The organism is Tolypothrix sp. VBCCA 56010, assembly GCF_050875635.1.
Taxonomy (GTDB): domain Bacteria; phylum Cyanobacteriota; class Cyanobacteriia; order Cyanobacteriales; family Nostocaceae; genus Hassallia.
Genome location: NZ_JBPAOH010000034.1, coordinates 1 through 13,018 on the forward strand (window position 1 = coordinate 1; position 13,018 = coordinate 13,018).

The following is a 13,018-nucleotide window of genomic DNA, read 5'->3' on the forward strand; positions in this document are numbered from 1 at the left end:
TGACTCTCACCTACATGGTCATTCAGTTGTCAAGGTTCTGTACCTTGCGGCTAATCCTCCAAGTCCATGTGGGCTTTAGTTTCTAGCCAACGATTCGCACCAACTTTCCTGGGTCTACACCGACTACAATTGGCTGCGTTTTGTCGCTAGCATACTTAGTTAGCTGGATTTGAAAGATTCCCAAATCGTTGTAAACAATTCGCGCTTTTCCTTCTTTCAACCAACGTCGCGCCCTACTGGGTTTTGTTGGCATTAAAGGTAATCCGCGTTTCGATAAAACTGGTACTCGTTGCATGGAGATAATCCTTTCGAGTCAAGTAATTTGTCCCCTCGCCCAACTAATTACAGATGTCTCGGCTTAACCCGACGACTTAACAAAAAGTCTTAAAATATTTCCGAACTAGGGAAGTATTCGGAAGTTTTAACCGCGATTAGTCTCAGTGGGCTATTCAACGCTTACGTTGCCAAGTTTGTTCTTAGCAATCCCCGTCCTCAGTCCCGAAGGGCAGGGCGGGGTAGTTGAAAAATTTTCCCGTGACTGATAACTTCAGCAACAGCAACCAATAATACAATCAGTCCCATCAACACCAAGCCGCTGACAAATAGTGCAGAACGGTGGTCTGCTGTGGCATAAGCCATTTCCAAGGCTATATTTGCTGTCAGGGTGCGGATGGGGTCAAATAAGCTTTTAGGGGTCTGTACCACATTGCCACACACCATTAAAATCGCCATTGTTTCGCCGATCGCGCGACCTATTTCTAGAATCAAACCTGTAAATAATCCCGATTTGGCAGCGGGAAACACCACCCGGCGGATAGTTGCCCACCGAGATAATCCCAATGCAGCTGCGCCTTGGAGATAAGAGTTTGGGACTTTTGCTAAACTGGCATCGGCTACAAGCGCAATTGTTGGCAGAATCATCACCGTGAGAATTGCAATACCCGCTAACAAACTTGCTCCCGGTGGATGTATCCTACCAATCAGGGGGACTAATACCACCAATCCCCAGAATCCATAGACTACCGAAGGAATTCCCGCTAGTAGTTCAATCAGGCGACGGTAAAGCCGAGCCACTGTTAGTGGAGCGTAGAATTGGCAAAAGACAGCGGAGATAATCCCAATCGGGGTAGCAATTAGCACCGAGCCGACCATTGCCAGGAGTGTACCCCAAAGCATGGGTAAGAGATTATATAGCCCTGCGGTTGGGTTCCAAGAAGAGTCGGTAAAAAAGCGCGTAAGTCCGACGTGGTTGAGGACTGGCAGAGATTCTAAAATCAGGAAGACGATAATTAAAAGTGCGATCGCTCCCGCCATTACCGCCAAGGAGCGCAGTATCCAAATTAACCACAGGTCATTTGGAGACGAGGACAAAGTTTTGCTTTTTAACAATGTCACTTACCTGCTGCGATTGAGCGAAGTCAATAAATTCTTTTGTCAATCCTTGGGGTTCGGTTTTTGTTACCAAGTTAAGTGGGCGAGAAATCGGAAATGTACTGTTTTGCACGTTGGCAGTTGTCGCCGCTACGCCATTTACAGGCAGTAGCTTAATGGGTACTTTATTTGCCGCGCTATTTTCTGCCGAACCAATGGAAACATAACCAATTGCATTGGGATTGCCTGCTACAGTCTTGATTCCCTGTTCGTTTTCACCAATTACTACTTGAGCCTTAATATCGCTATTCTTCAGCTTGAAGTAATTAGTAAACAATTCCAGGGTAGAACGCCCTTCGGCTTTGTTAACAACGGTAATTGCCCGATCTTGACCTCCTACCTGCTGCCAATTTGTTACCTTGCCAGTATAAATATCTACAACTTGCTTGTCGCTCAAAGATTGTACGGGATTTTCTTTGTGGAGAATCACCGTCACTCCATCGCGGGCAATCGAGAATACTTTTAAATCTTTTTCTTCTGGCTTTAAGGCACGGGATACCATACCAATATCAGCCACGCCCTGACGTGCATCAGTTATACCGCGAGAAGACCCCCCCGATTGCACGTCTACCCGTACACCTGGATGTCCGGATTCAAAACGCTTGCTGATTTCCGCAGTTAGTGGGGCAATGGTGCTAGAGCCTGTGAGTACTAGTTTTCCCTGAGGTTTATTTGTATTATTAGTTGCAGCCGTGTTGGATGAAGAGCAGCCTTGCAACCACACGCAGGATGTTAAGGCGATCGCTAGCGGTATCAAAAGTTGTGAAGGTTTGATCATGCTTTTTTATAAAGGCTTTTATTTAAACGAAAGAACACAACAGCCGAGATTCAGCGCTTTAGTTGTAGCTACTTCCACATCCGGAGCTAGACGGTAGAGAAATGCTTTGCCATCACGCTCTCTAACCACAAATTTAGAGGTTCGCAAAACTTGTAAATGATGGGAGAGCAAACTTTGTTCCAAGCCCAGAATCGCGTTCATCTCCCCTACACGCATCGGACTATTCATCAGCAGTTCTAATACTGCCAGACGGGTTTCATCTGCCAGCACCTTCAGCCTTTCTACGCAGTCAACCTGCGATGTGCTATCCACTTATCGCCCCCTAATACTGATACTGATTTTTTCCCACTTAACGAAAGCGATCGCGCTCTGAATGCTAATTCATATGAAATTGCATTCATATTAAATGCGATCATTATCACTTTTAATCGATGAGCTTAAACTTCTTTTAACTAAAACTTAATATTTATTTATTCTATCGAAATCAGCCGCTTGGTTCACCTTCTGTCATCTGCCTTGATTCTTGCTTGTTCATAGCGACGTCGGTAAAGCAATTCTAATTGTCCGCCATTCTCTTGAATCATGGCGATTTGCCGTTGGTAAAGTCCTCGGAAGGTGTTAGCAAATAACAGTGTAAAGATAGCAACTACTAAGCCTGATGCGGTAGAAACTAAAGCTTCACTAATCCCACTGGTAACACCCGCTGTTTGAGTACCTCCTATATCACCAATATTTAAAGAGGCAAAAGAAGCAATTAATCCTAAGACGGTTCCCAAAAGACCTAATAAAGGTGCAAGGCTTATAATTGTGTCGAAGATGTTTTGAAATCGTTTGAGTAAAGGTATCTCGGCTTGCGCTGCTGTTTCTAATGCTAAACGAAAGTCTTCTGGTGTGGCTTCTTCTAATTCTAATGCTGCTAAAAAAATGCGGGCGATGGGCAAGTTAGTATTTTGCTGCAATAGTGCGATCGCACTAACTACATTATTCAGACGATAAAAATTCAGCACCTCCTGCACCATCCGGCGTTGGCGGCTAACCAACATTACCCAAAACCTGATACGCTCAATAATCAACGCCACCGCTAACACACTAAACCCCAGCAGGGGTATCATAACCACGCCACCTGCGGTAAATATATTATTAATTGCCATCAGCTCTTTTTAAAAGGAATCAATGCACACCTAGAGTAACAGATTGCTTTGTTGCATCTTGGGATCATCCTTCATCTTTTAGCTGACCATCTTCCATATAAATGATGCGATGTCTAGCGACAAGCCGCTTCGCGTCTACGGCAATATCAAGGATGCGGTTGTCATGAGTAACCAGCAAAATTGTGCAGCCTTGTTCTTTGGCAAGTTTTTGCATTAATTCGACGACATCGCGTCCAGATTTTTTGTCGAGTGCAGCGGTGGGTTCGTCTGCTAAAACTATTTTAGGTTGACCGATCAAGGCACGAGCGATCGCTACTCTTTGTCTTTGTCCACCTGATAAATTCTCTGGGTAATAATTCGCACGATTTCCCAAACCTACTGTATTTAACATGGCAAGCGCTTTGGCATCCATATCTTGATTTAACATTTCGTCATGTAACTCTAGAGACATTCGCACGTTTTCTTTGGCTGTCAAGAATGTCATCAAGTTATGCGCTTGGAAAATATAGCCAATCTGCCGCCGAATTTGAGTTAACTGCTTTTTGGTGGCTTTGCACATTTCTTCTGATAATATTTTTAGGCTACCTTCTTGAGCTGAACGCAGTCCACCCATCAGGGACAATAGTGTGGTTTTTCCGGAACCACTTGGACCTGTCATAATTACTATGTCGCCTGGATAAATTTCTAAGTTAATGTCGAATAATGCTTGTTTGCGAAGTTCTCCGCTACCAAAGTAATGGTTGAGGTTTTGGACGGAGATGATGGGTTGTGTTGACATGGAATTTTTCTCACGCACTCGTAGCAAAGACGCAAAGGAGGAAAGTTAGAAGATGTCGGCGGGATCGGCGGCTTGTAGTTTTCGCATGGCGATCGCACCAGATGCACTGCACATGACTACGGTTAAAATAAATACACTGATGGCGCGGCTGAGTGTCATTCCAATCGGTAGTAGTGTCGCTACATAAATCAGTTGATAAAGTCCGATGGAAATCAAAAATCCGGGAATATACCCTAATACTGCTAACAAAAGTGCTTCTTGTAACAACACGCCTAGGAGGTAGCGATCGCTATAACCCATTGCTTTTAATGTGGCATATTCTGGTAAATGATTTGTCACGTCGGTGTAAAGTATTTGATAGACAATCACAATCCCGACGATAAATCCTACAACTACACCAAGTCCGAAAATAAAGCCAATTGTGCCTTGGCTTTCCCAGTAATATCTCTCAACTGCAATAAAGTCTTTGCGAGTCAAAACTTTGACATCGTTCGGCAGGGCGGCGGTAAGCTGCGCTTGAGTTATGTGAGGATTTATACCGTGTTTGAGTTGAATTAAACCTACGTCTATTTGATGCGCTTGACGTTCGCGAAACAACTTAAGAAATGTGGAATCGCTGGTGATGACGTTGCCATCGGCACCAAAGGATGCCCCAAGGGTAAACAGTCCTGCAACTTGAATGTTTTGGTTATTCAATTCTGTTTCCATTGTCTGATGTTTTTGCACTATATCAGCGATCGCCCCATATTCTGGGCGAGAAGCGCGATCGAATAATACGTTATTCAGAAGTTTTAACTCTGTCGCATTTTGTCTCACTTCTGGTAGTTTAAAGCTGGGGGCTTCAGGTTCTACTCCCCAGATTAAAATGGCGCGGTTTAAGCGAGTTTCGGCATTTTTCCACTGTCCCATACCAATATAAATTGAACTGACTGCTTCAACATTTTCCGAAGCTAATGTTTGATACAATCGTTCTCTAGGAAAGCTTTTTGGTGAGGCTAAAGTTTGAAATTGGGGATTAATAACTACTAAATCTGCTTCTAGTAAGCTATGCGCCAAGGTAGCGCTGTCATAAAGCGAGTCTTGTAAGCCCAATTGACTAAACATTAGCATGTCTGCAAAGGCGATCCCAGCCGCTGCAATTATCAGACGAGTTTTTTCTTTCATTAACTGCCGCCACGCTAGCGGAGTTTTCCGAAATAATTTGCCCAGCATATTATAGTCCTAAGTATTGATAACTTCGTAGTCGGCGCTTCAGCGCTGAAGCGCCGACTACAATTAGTCAGTTTGCTGTTCAACTTGGCGCTGTCGAATTAATAGAAACAATGGCAAACCAAACGAAACGCCAACCAAAAGATTGCAGACAACGTAAACCCAGAGATATCGCATTTTCAAACGTGTTCCTTCCGAAAATACAAATGTCCAGAGGACTAGGGATGACACCGCAACATCCATGCCAAAAAATCCAGAAATTCGGTTAGCAAAAAGCTGTTCAAAAAACAGCTTTATATCAAGTCCATGTTCTAAAAGAAACGGAACGAACTGAGAATAGGGCAAAACAAAACCAAGGATGCAAAGTATTAAGTAGAAACTTTGAAGCATATTAAACTCCTCCATTTATATCAAACATTCGTTATAAATCAGGTCATTGAAAATTTACAACTCAATTGCTGTCTGCACTTGCAAGTTAGTAAAACCTGCAACTCGCTGACTATCTTCTCTTTGAAGGCGAATTTTTACTTCAATCACGCGGCGATCTAAATTTTCTCCTGGCTGATTGCTGAAGACGTTTTGCCGATTTACCTGCAAGCCAATTTGAGAAACGGTGCCGCGCAGTTTACCAGAAAACGCCTGACTGGTAATTATAGCTTGCTGTCCGAGTTTAACTTTACTAATATCGGTTTGATAAACTTCTGTAACGGCAACCATCTTGTCAGTTTGCGCTAAGTCTGCAATGCCAGCATCATTAATCTTTTCTCCAATTCGCGTGTGAATCTTGAGAATCTTTCCTGTTATTGGTGCTTTGATGTAAGCTGCTTCTAAGTCGGTTTTGGCGTGTTTGGCTGAGGCGATCGCATTATTAACTTCTGTTTGCGCTGCTTGCACATCTACCGCACGAACTTCGGCAATACTATTAAATGTGGCTTTGGCTTCGCTAATTTGTTTGTCACCGGTAGCGTTGATTCGGTTGAGTGTGGCTTTAGCTTCGCTGATTTGTTTGTTACCAGTGGCGTTGATTCGGTTGAAAACGGCTTTCGCTTCGTTTAGTTGCTGTTTGCTAGTTTCTACACTCAAGCGCTTGCTGTCAAACAAAGAGTTAGAAATTGCGCCTTCTTGATATAATTGTTGATAGCGCTGATATTCAGCTTCGGCGTTGTTAAGTTCTGCCTTCAGTTTTCTAATTGTTGCTTGTTGGGCGATGTTGTCTCCTTGTAATTGCGCTTTTAATCGAGCTATAGTTTCAACTTGAGCGATTTTATCACCTTGCAATTGCGCCTCTACGCGTTCAACAAAAGCTTGTTGTGCTTGAATTTCTCCGGTTTTTGCGCCAGCTTTCACTTGTGCGAGTTTAGAAGAAGCAACATTTATTTGTTGTTGAGTTTGTTGCAAAGCATCCTGCAAGCGATCGCGTGAATCGAGAATTGCCACAACTTGTCCTGCTTTGACAGTATCACCAACTCTAACCAATAATTTGGCAATGCGATCGCCATCTAAAGCTAGAGGTGCAGACAACTTAATTACCTCTGCTTCTGGTTCAAGTCGTGCTAACGCTGTTACTTTTTGAGCGCGAGGCGTAGTTTCTACTTTATTAGATGTAGAATTGTCAGCAACCCCAAATTGAGAAACACCATAAAGAGCGATTCCGCCTGTAATCGCACTTGCAGCAACTATTATACCAATCAACCAGAAACGATTTGCAGCTTTAAATAAAAGATTTGTACTCATAATTTTTCCCTAACTCCCGTACAGACGTTCCACCGGAACGTCTGTACTATTTTCTTTCTCTAAATATGCAGTTAGCATCTTGCCCAATAAAGCGCATTGTTCGGGAATCGAAACCATTTCATTATTCAATAGCCGCTCGAAGATTAAGCCATCAATAAACGAGTAGATAAAGGCGGCAAGTACTGGATCTTGAATACCTAAAACATCATATATTGCTTGCTTATATCTTTTGTTTATCCGATTAAATGCGCCAACATTTTCCATACCTTTAAAGTTTTGATGCTGACAAAAATCAACTAATAAATAAGTCCATTTAATCAAGTAATCCTCTTTTTTTATTAGGAATTTGCCAATAATTTCCAGCTGTTCTGGCAGCGTTTGCGTTCCTGACAACTCAGCCGTTGCCATCGACACATCTTGTTGACATATTTCCTCCATCAATTGCTCAAATAAAGCTTGTTTGCTGGGAAAATAATGATACAGCGTTCCCGTAGAAACTCTTAAGCCGTCGGCAATTTGGCGCATGGTAATCGAGCCATAGCCTTTCTCGGCAAATAAATCAAAGCATTTGCTAAGTAGTTCTTTGCGATATTGGTCATGGTCAACAATCTTCGGCATTAGTTTTCCATGTATTTATATCGAACGGTCGTTATAAAATAATAATATGCTTTTTACAGTTTTGTCAAGGAAAGGGGAGCATCGAGCATCGAGATAATTTTTCTTATCAATTAGCACGTTCCCGATTGGACAATGCCCAAATCATCGCAGATTCGGATGAAGCAGATAAATGCTGTATATTATCGCATTTTTCGGTGACAATCTGAGCTTTATACGCCCAGATAAAATATGAAGATCGCCTATCTCAAGCTTTATCTGACACTCTTCATCATTTCCTCATTTTTATCCTCTAGCTTTCGTGAGATGGCAACTTACTCAAGTAAGAGGTTGGATATGAGCGGCTTATGTGTTTCAGTGGCTAAAAACTCTACTAAATTGCAGAGACTACTTTTGTCTGTGCGGGTAAATAGCAGCACCCAGTTAGAGATCGCTAAAATTATAAAGCAAAGTCCTGAGTTAAAAATCCTGAAAAGCCTAAGTAAGCGACTTGCTTTTCAGCATTTAGGACTAATGAAAAATATTGCCAATTGGTGCTACTTTGATGCGGTTGTTTTCCCTAATAAGCCTTCGTTATTTGCAGTGATTCCAGAAGCTTTATTAGCGATTCAGTCATTAGCTCAAAAGTGCCATGAAATAGCAGTTTACCTGACGACAGGGACTCTTGAGGGGGATATCGAGAGAGAAAGGGTAACGCTACAGGGTAAGAGTAAGCAACTCGCTTGTACTTATTATCCTTACTTTACTTATGAAAATTTGCGATCGCTTTCTTTGATTCCTCAATTTTCCACCCAAGGCAGTTTATCAGAATTAACAATAAGCATAATGAGTTAATACTCGGCAATGACGGAGTATGACATGAAAATTCTAGTAGTGGAGGACGATCAGCCTACTGCTTCGATGGTGTCAGAAGTGCTCAGATCCCATAACTATATAGTTGATACGATCGCTGAAAGTCAAACAGCTTTGCAACTAGTGCGAGGCTTTGCATACGATCTGATCGTTCTGGATATAGTTTTGCCGGGGTTGGATGGTATTAGTCTTTGTCGTCAATTGCGATCTAGCGGTTATCAAATGCCGATTTTGCTATTAACTGTCAAAGATAGCAGCACTGATAAGGCGATGGGCTTAGATGCAGGTGCGGATGATTACATGGTCAAACCTTTTGACGTATCAGAACTAATTGCCCGCGTTCGCGCTTTATTGCGACGAGGAAGTAATATTTTAGCGACCGTACTGACTTGGGGAAAGCTACAACTTGACACCAGTAGCAGCAAAGTTGTTTATGAAGGGAGGCTTTTACGACTGACAGCAACAGAATATCGTTTATTACATCTTTTTTTGCGAAATCCGCAACGTATATTTAGCCGGAGTATGATTTTAGACCGCCTTTGGTCGATTGCCGAGTATCCGGGTGAAGATGCGGTGACAACTCACATCAAAAAACTTCGCCAGAAATTAAAAGCAGCAGGAATGACTGCTGATTTAATTGAAACAATCTACGGCTTAGGATATCGCCTTTTACCTCCACCAGAACAGACACCTGCCCCTAAGTCGTCCGCAGTTTCTACTGATGCCGACAGGCAACAGGCTGAAAATATGGTGATAGAATCTGTTAACACTATTTGGCAGCGCAACAAGGAGAGTTTTACTTGTCAGGTGGCATTATTTGAGCAGGTGGTTGCAGCTTTGATGACAGACACCCTCACCTTGCAAATCCAAGACGCAGCAAAGCTAGAAGCTCATAAAATGGCTGGTTCACTGGGTTCTTTTGGCTTTAATGAAGGTTCGAGATTAGCACGCGAGATTGAACAGTTGCTAGAAAGTGAAGCAATAAAACAACAAGCAACACAACTACAGCAACTAGTTAATTTATTGCAACAAGAACTAGAAAAGCCACCAACTTTAAGTGCTGTTGCACCTGTTTTGGAGGAGCAATCTGCTTTAATACTGATAATTGATGACGATCGCTCATTAATTGAACAAATCACTCAATCGGCATACGCCTTAAATTTGCGCGTAGAAGTAGCGAATTCTTTGGCTGCTGGTAGAGAAGCGATCGCTCAAAATCCCCCGGACGCGATTTTGCTCAATCTGATTTTTGCTAACACCAATGAGAATGGACTGACGCTACTGGCTGAACTCGCACAAAGCAAATCTCCAATCCCGGTGTTAGTATTGACCATCAGGGGTAGCTTGCTTGACCGAGTAGAAGTAGCTAGTTTAGGCGCTCGTGCCTTTTTACACAAGCCCATAGACCCACAGCAAATCCTCAAAGCTGTCACCCAGATACTAAATCAAGCTACCGCGACTGAAGCCAGAGTTCTAATCGTGGATGACGATCCTCAAGTACTGACAACCTTGAGCGATTTACTACAACCTTGGGGACTTGATGTCACAACTTTAGAAGATCCGCAAAATTTCTGGGAAGTGCTAACTACCACAGTTCCCGACCTACTAATTTTAGACGCTTCTATGCCTACCTTCAGCGGCATAGTTCTTTGTCAAGTGGTACGTCAAGACCCTCATTGGGGAGATCTACCTATCGTAGTACTGACATCTGACACAAATGCTGATACCATACGTGAAGTATTTGCCGCAGGTGCAGATGATTATGTAGGTAAACCGATTGTGGAACCAGAACTTATTACCCGGATTATTAGTCGTTTAAAACGGGTACAACTGTGGTAAGACAAACTTTTGAGTCCTGAGTTACGAGTCGGAGAAAGTTTAGAAATCTTGAGTTCTGAGTCCTGAGTTTGAAATTTTGACTAATTTATTTAACTCAACACTCAATACTCAACACTTAATAATTAACACTTAATACTCTAACTCTGCTCTCAGCACTCGTAGTGATATTATTTATATTATTAATTGTTAATTTAAAATTAATCTTGCTTTTATTGGCAATGGGAAAAATTTGACTAACATCGAATAGCTATACCATCAAAAATAATCGCGTCAAATTTACCGTAAAGACGTTTTTTGGAAACGTCTCTACATTGCTGATGTCAAAAGGCTATACTAATCAATGCTTCAATTTAAAGCAAACATTTAATAGTTAAAAGTGTAATTATTATGCAAACAAATGTAGACTTAACTAACTGCGATCGCGAACCAATTCACATTCCAGGTTTAATTCAACCATACGGTATTCTTTTTGTTTTACAAGAACCAGAATTTACTATTTTACAAGTTAGCAAAAATACTTTTGATTTGATTGGTATCCATCCCGAAGAATTGCTAGGCAAACAACTTAAAGAATTACTGGATATACAGCAAATTTCTCAGATTAAACAATGTTTTTCTACCGATTTTGAAAGCATCAATCCCGTCAAAATATCTTTAAAAACTCCCAAGAATACTTTTTTGTTTGATGGAATTATACATCATTCTCAAGATGTTGTAATTCTGGAATTATTGCCTGTAACATCACAAGACGAACAAGACTTTTTTACTTTTTATCAGTTAGTCAAAGCCCCTCTTAACCAAATACAAAATACACTTACTTTACAAGATTTATGTCAAGTTTTAGCCAAACAAGTGCGAAAAATTACAGAATTTGACCGAGTTATGATCTATCGATTTGATGAGGAAGGCGCTGGTAAGGTCATAGCCGAAGATAAATTAGAAAGCTTGGCTCCTTATTTGAGTTTACACTATCCCGCATCAGATATTCCCAAGCAAGCAAAGCAATTATACATTTTAAATTGGCTGCGGTTAATTCCTGACGTTAATTATCAACCAGTAGAACTGATTCCTACTTGTAATCCAGTTACTAATGAACCAATAGATTTAAGTTATTCAGTCTTGAGGAGTGTTTCTCCCATACATGTTGAGTATTTGCAGAATATGGGCGTTAGCGCTTCGATGTCAATTTCTTTAATCAAAAATAAAAAATTATGGGGATTGATTGCCTGTCATCATAATACACCTAAGTATGTACCCTATTATATACGCACTGCCTGCGAATTTTTGGGACATGTAATGTCTTTAGACATTGGAACTAAAGAAGAAAATGAAGACTTAGATTACAAACTCAAACTCAAGACAATTCAATCAAAGTTTTTTGAGACTATTTCCGAAACCAAAAATTTGGTAGATGCTTTAATTGAGCGGAAAAATGAATTATTAGAATTAGTCAGCGCTGAAGGTGTTGCTATTTCCTTAAATCAAGAATTGGTATTATTTGGCAAAACACCATTAAAAGCGGAGATTCAAGACTTAATAAACTGGTTAGCGACGCAAATTAATAACGATAACGTTTTTTATACAGATTCACTCATTAAGGTTTATCCCGCATCAGAAAATTTTCAAGATGTTGCTAGTGGAATGTTAGCACTTGCCATTGCTCAAAGTCAAAAACATTGGATTTTGTGGTTTCGTCCAGAAGTGATTCAAACTTTAAAATGGGGGGGTAATCCCAACAAACCAGTGGAAGTTGGCGAAAATGGAAGTTTGCATTTATCACCGCGTAAATCTTTTAAAATGTGGCAAGAAACGGTACGATTTAAGTCTTTACCTTGGAGAAAATGTGAAATTGATGGTGCTTTAGAACTCAAAAGCGCTATTGTAGCAATGGTACTCAAAAAAGCGGATGAATTAGCAAAAATTAATGTCGAATTAGAACGCAGTAATAGAGAATTAGATGCTTTTGCTTACATTGCTTCTCACGATTTAAAAGAACCGCTACGGGGAATTCACAATTACTCAACATTTCTGATTGAAGATTACGCTGATTCGCTGCATGAAGATGGAGTTTCTAAACTACAAACTCTGGTGCGTTTGACTCAGCGAATGGAAGATTTGATTAATTCTCTGCTGCATTTTTCTCGTTTAGGACGAGTCGAACTAGTAATGCGACGAACTAACCTGAACGAATTAGTAGAAAGTGTGATAGAAGTATTAAAAATTAGTTTAAAAGAAACGTCTAATGTAGATATTCGCATTTGCCGACGATTACCGAATGTGAAATGCGATCGCATCCAAATGAGTGAAGTATTTAGTAATTTAATCAGCAATGCGATTAAATATAATGATAAAGCTAATAAATCAGTAGAAATTGGCTTTTTAGACCAAGAAGCAACAAACCAAAGTACAATCACTTTCTATGTGCGAGACAATGGTATAGGAATTAGGCAAAAACATCTAGATAATGTTTTTCGCATTTTCAAACGTCTGCACACAGCAAGTCAATATGGTGGTGGTACCGGCGCCGGTTTAACTATTGCCAAAAAAATTGTCGAGCGTCACGGGGGCAAAATTTGGGTAGAATCTACTTATGGGGAAGGTAGCACTTTCTATTTCACATTACCAAATTGA

General features: G+C 41.0%; 13 protein-coding genes. 3 read left to right on the forward strand and 10 right to left on the reverse strand.

Going from position 1 to position 13,018, the window contains the following annotated elements:
- Nucleotides 1–82 precede the first annotated feature (82 nt).
- The 10 genes from AABK37_RS14085 to AABK37_RS14130 form a co-directional block, all read right to left on the reverse strand.
- Nucleotides 83–295, reverse strand: a complete 213-nt coding sequence (locus tag AABK37_RS14085) for an RRXRR domain-containing protein (protein ID WP_432552188.1) — start codon at nt 293–295, stop codon at nt 83–85.
- 197 nt (nt 296–492) lie between these two features.
- Nucleotides 493–1,371, reverse strand: a complete 879-nt coding sequence (gene pstC, locus AABK37_RS14090; protein ID WP_432552189.1) for a phosphate ABC transporter permease subunit PstC — start codon at nt 1,369–1,371, stop codon at nt 493–495.
- On the reverse strand, nt 1,352–2,209 hold the full coding sequence (locus tag AABK37_RS14095) for a phosphate ABC transporter substrate-binding protein (protein ID WP_432552190.1): 858 nt from the start codon (nt 2,207–2,209) through the stop codon (nt 1,352–1,354). The genes pstC and AABK37_RS14095 overlap by 20 nt, the downstream gene beginning before the upstream one ends.
- A gap of 18 nt (nt 2,210–2,227) precedes the next feature.
- Nucleotides 2,228–2,521 (reverse strand): ArsR/SmtB family transcription factor, encoded by a 294-nt coding sequence (locus AABK37_RS14100; protein ID WP_432552191.1) that lies wholly within the window; start codon nt 2,519–2,521, stop codon nt 2,228–2,230.
- A gap of 185 nt (nt 2,522–2,706) precedes the next feature.
- The gene (locus AABK37_RS14105; RefSeq protein ID WP_432552192.1) at nt 2,707–3,360 is read right to left on the reverse strand and encodes a MotA/TolQ/ExbB proton channel family protein; all 654 of its coding nucleotides are present in this window, start codon (nt 3,358–3,360) and stop codon (nt 2,707–2,709) included.
- A 64-nt stretch (nt 3,361–3,424) separates the two neighbouring features.
- The gene (locus AABK37_RS14110) at nt 3,425–4,138 is read right to left on the reverse strand and encodes a DevA family ABC transporter ATP-binding protein (RefSeq protein ID WP_432552193.1); all 714 of its coding nucleotides are present in this window, start codon (nt 4,136–4,138) and stop codon (nt 3,425–3,427) included.
- A gap of 45 nt (nt 4,139–4,183) precedes the next feature.
- Nucleotides 4,184–5,350, reverse strand: coding sequence for an ABC transporter permease DevC (devC, locus tag AABK37_RS14115; protein ID WP_432552194.1), 1,167 nt, complete (start codon nt 5,348–5,350; stop codon nt 4,184–4,186).
- Nucleotides 5,351–5,413: 63 nt separating this feature from the next.
- Complete coding sequence (locus AABK37_RS14120; RefSeq protein WP_432552195.1) at nt 5,414–5,737, reverse strand: DUF2834 domain-containing protein; 324 nt, start codon at nt 5,735–5,737, stop codon at nt 5,414–5,416.
- A 54-nt stretch (nt 5,738–5,791) separates the two neighbouring features.
- Entirely contained in the window at nt 5,792–7,081 is a 1,290-nt protein-coding gene (locus AABK37_RS14125; RefSeq protein WP_432552196.1) for an ABC exporter membrane fusion protein, read from the reverse strand.
- A gap of 9 nt (nt 7,082–7,090) precedes the next feature.
- Nucleotides 7,091–7,699: a TetR/AcrR family transcriptional regulator gene (locus tag AABK37_RS14130; RefSeq protein WP_432552197.1), complete on the reverse strand. Its 609-nt coding sequence runs from the start codon at nt 7,697–7,699 to the stop codon at nt 7,091–7,093.
- A gap of 228 nt (nt 7,700–7,927) precedes the next feature.
- On the opposite strand from AABK37_RS14130, the gene AABK37_RS14135 reads away from it, so the two are divergent.
- The 3 genes from AABK37_RS14135 (at nt 7,928) to AABK37_RS14145 (ending at nt 13,018) form a co-directional block, all read left to right on the forward strand.
- Complete coding sequence (locus tag AABK37_RS14135) at nt 7,928–8,530, forward strand: hypothetical protein (protein WP_432552198.1); 603 nt, start codon at nt 7,928–7,930, stop codon at nt 8,528–8,530.
- Nucleotides 8,531–8,554: 24 nt separating this feature from the next.
- Complete coding sequence (locus AABK37_RS14140; protein ID WP_432552199.1) at nt 8,555–10,387, forward strand: response regulator; 1,833 nt, start codon at nt 8,555–8,557, stop codon at nt 10,385–10,387.
- A 387-nt stretch (nt 10,388–10,774) separates the two neighbouring features.
- Nucleotides 10,775–13,018 (forward strand): ATP-binding protein, encoded by a 2,244-nt coding sequence (locus tag AABK37_RS14145; RefSeq protein WP_432552200.1) that lies wholly within the window; start codon nt 10,775–10,777, stop codon nt 13,016–13,018.

Excerpts from the sequence above, each read along its gene's own strand:
- AABK37_RS14085 (WP_432552188.1), bottom strand. The coding sequence starts at position 295 with ATGCAACGAGTACCAGTTTTATCGAAACGCGGATTACCTTTAATGCCA.
- AABK37_RS14095 (WP_432552190.1), bottom strand. The coding sequence starts at position 2,209 with ATGATCAAACCTTCACAACTTTTGATACCGCTAGCGATCGCCTTAACA.
- AABK37_RS14105 (WP_432552192.1), bottom strand. The coding sequence starts at position 3,360 with ATGGCAATTAATAATATATTTACCGCAGGTGGCGTGGTTATGATACCC.
- AABK37_RS14110 (WP_432552193.1), bottom strand. The coding sequence starts at position 4,138 with ATGTCAACACAACCCATCATCTCCGTCCAAAACCTCAACCATTACTTT.
- devC (WP_432552194.1), bottom strand. The coding sequence starts at position 5,350 with ATGCTGGGCAAATTATTTCGGAAAACTCCGCTAGCGTGGCGGCAGTTA.
- AABK37_RS14120 (WP_432552195.1), bottom strand. The coding sequence starts at position 5,737 with ATGCTTCAAAGTTTCTACTTAATACTTTGCATCCTTGGTTTTGTTTTG.
- AABK37_RS14125 (WP_432552196.1), bottom strand. The coding sequence starts at position 7,081 with ATGAGTACAAATCTTTTATTTAAAGCTGCAAATCGTTTCTGGTTGATT.
- AABK37_RS14130 (WP_432552197.1), bottom strand. The coding sequence starts at position 7,699 with ATGCCGAAGATTGTTGACCATGACCAATATCGCAAAGAACTACTTAGC.
- AABK37_RS14135 (WP_432552198.1), top strand. The coding sequence starts at position 7,928 with ATGAAGATCGCCTATCTCAAGCTTTATCTGACACTCTTCATCATTTCC.
- AABK37_RS14140 (WP_432552199.1), top strand. The coding sequence starts at position 8,555 with ATGAAAATTCTAGTAGTGGAGGACGATCAGCCTACTGCTTCGATGGTG.
- AABK37_RS14145 (WP_432552200.1), top strand. The coding sequence starts at position 10,775 with ATGCAAACAAATGTAGACTTAACTAACTGCGATCGCGAACCAATTCAC.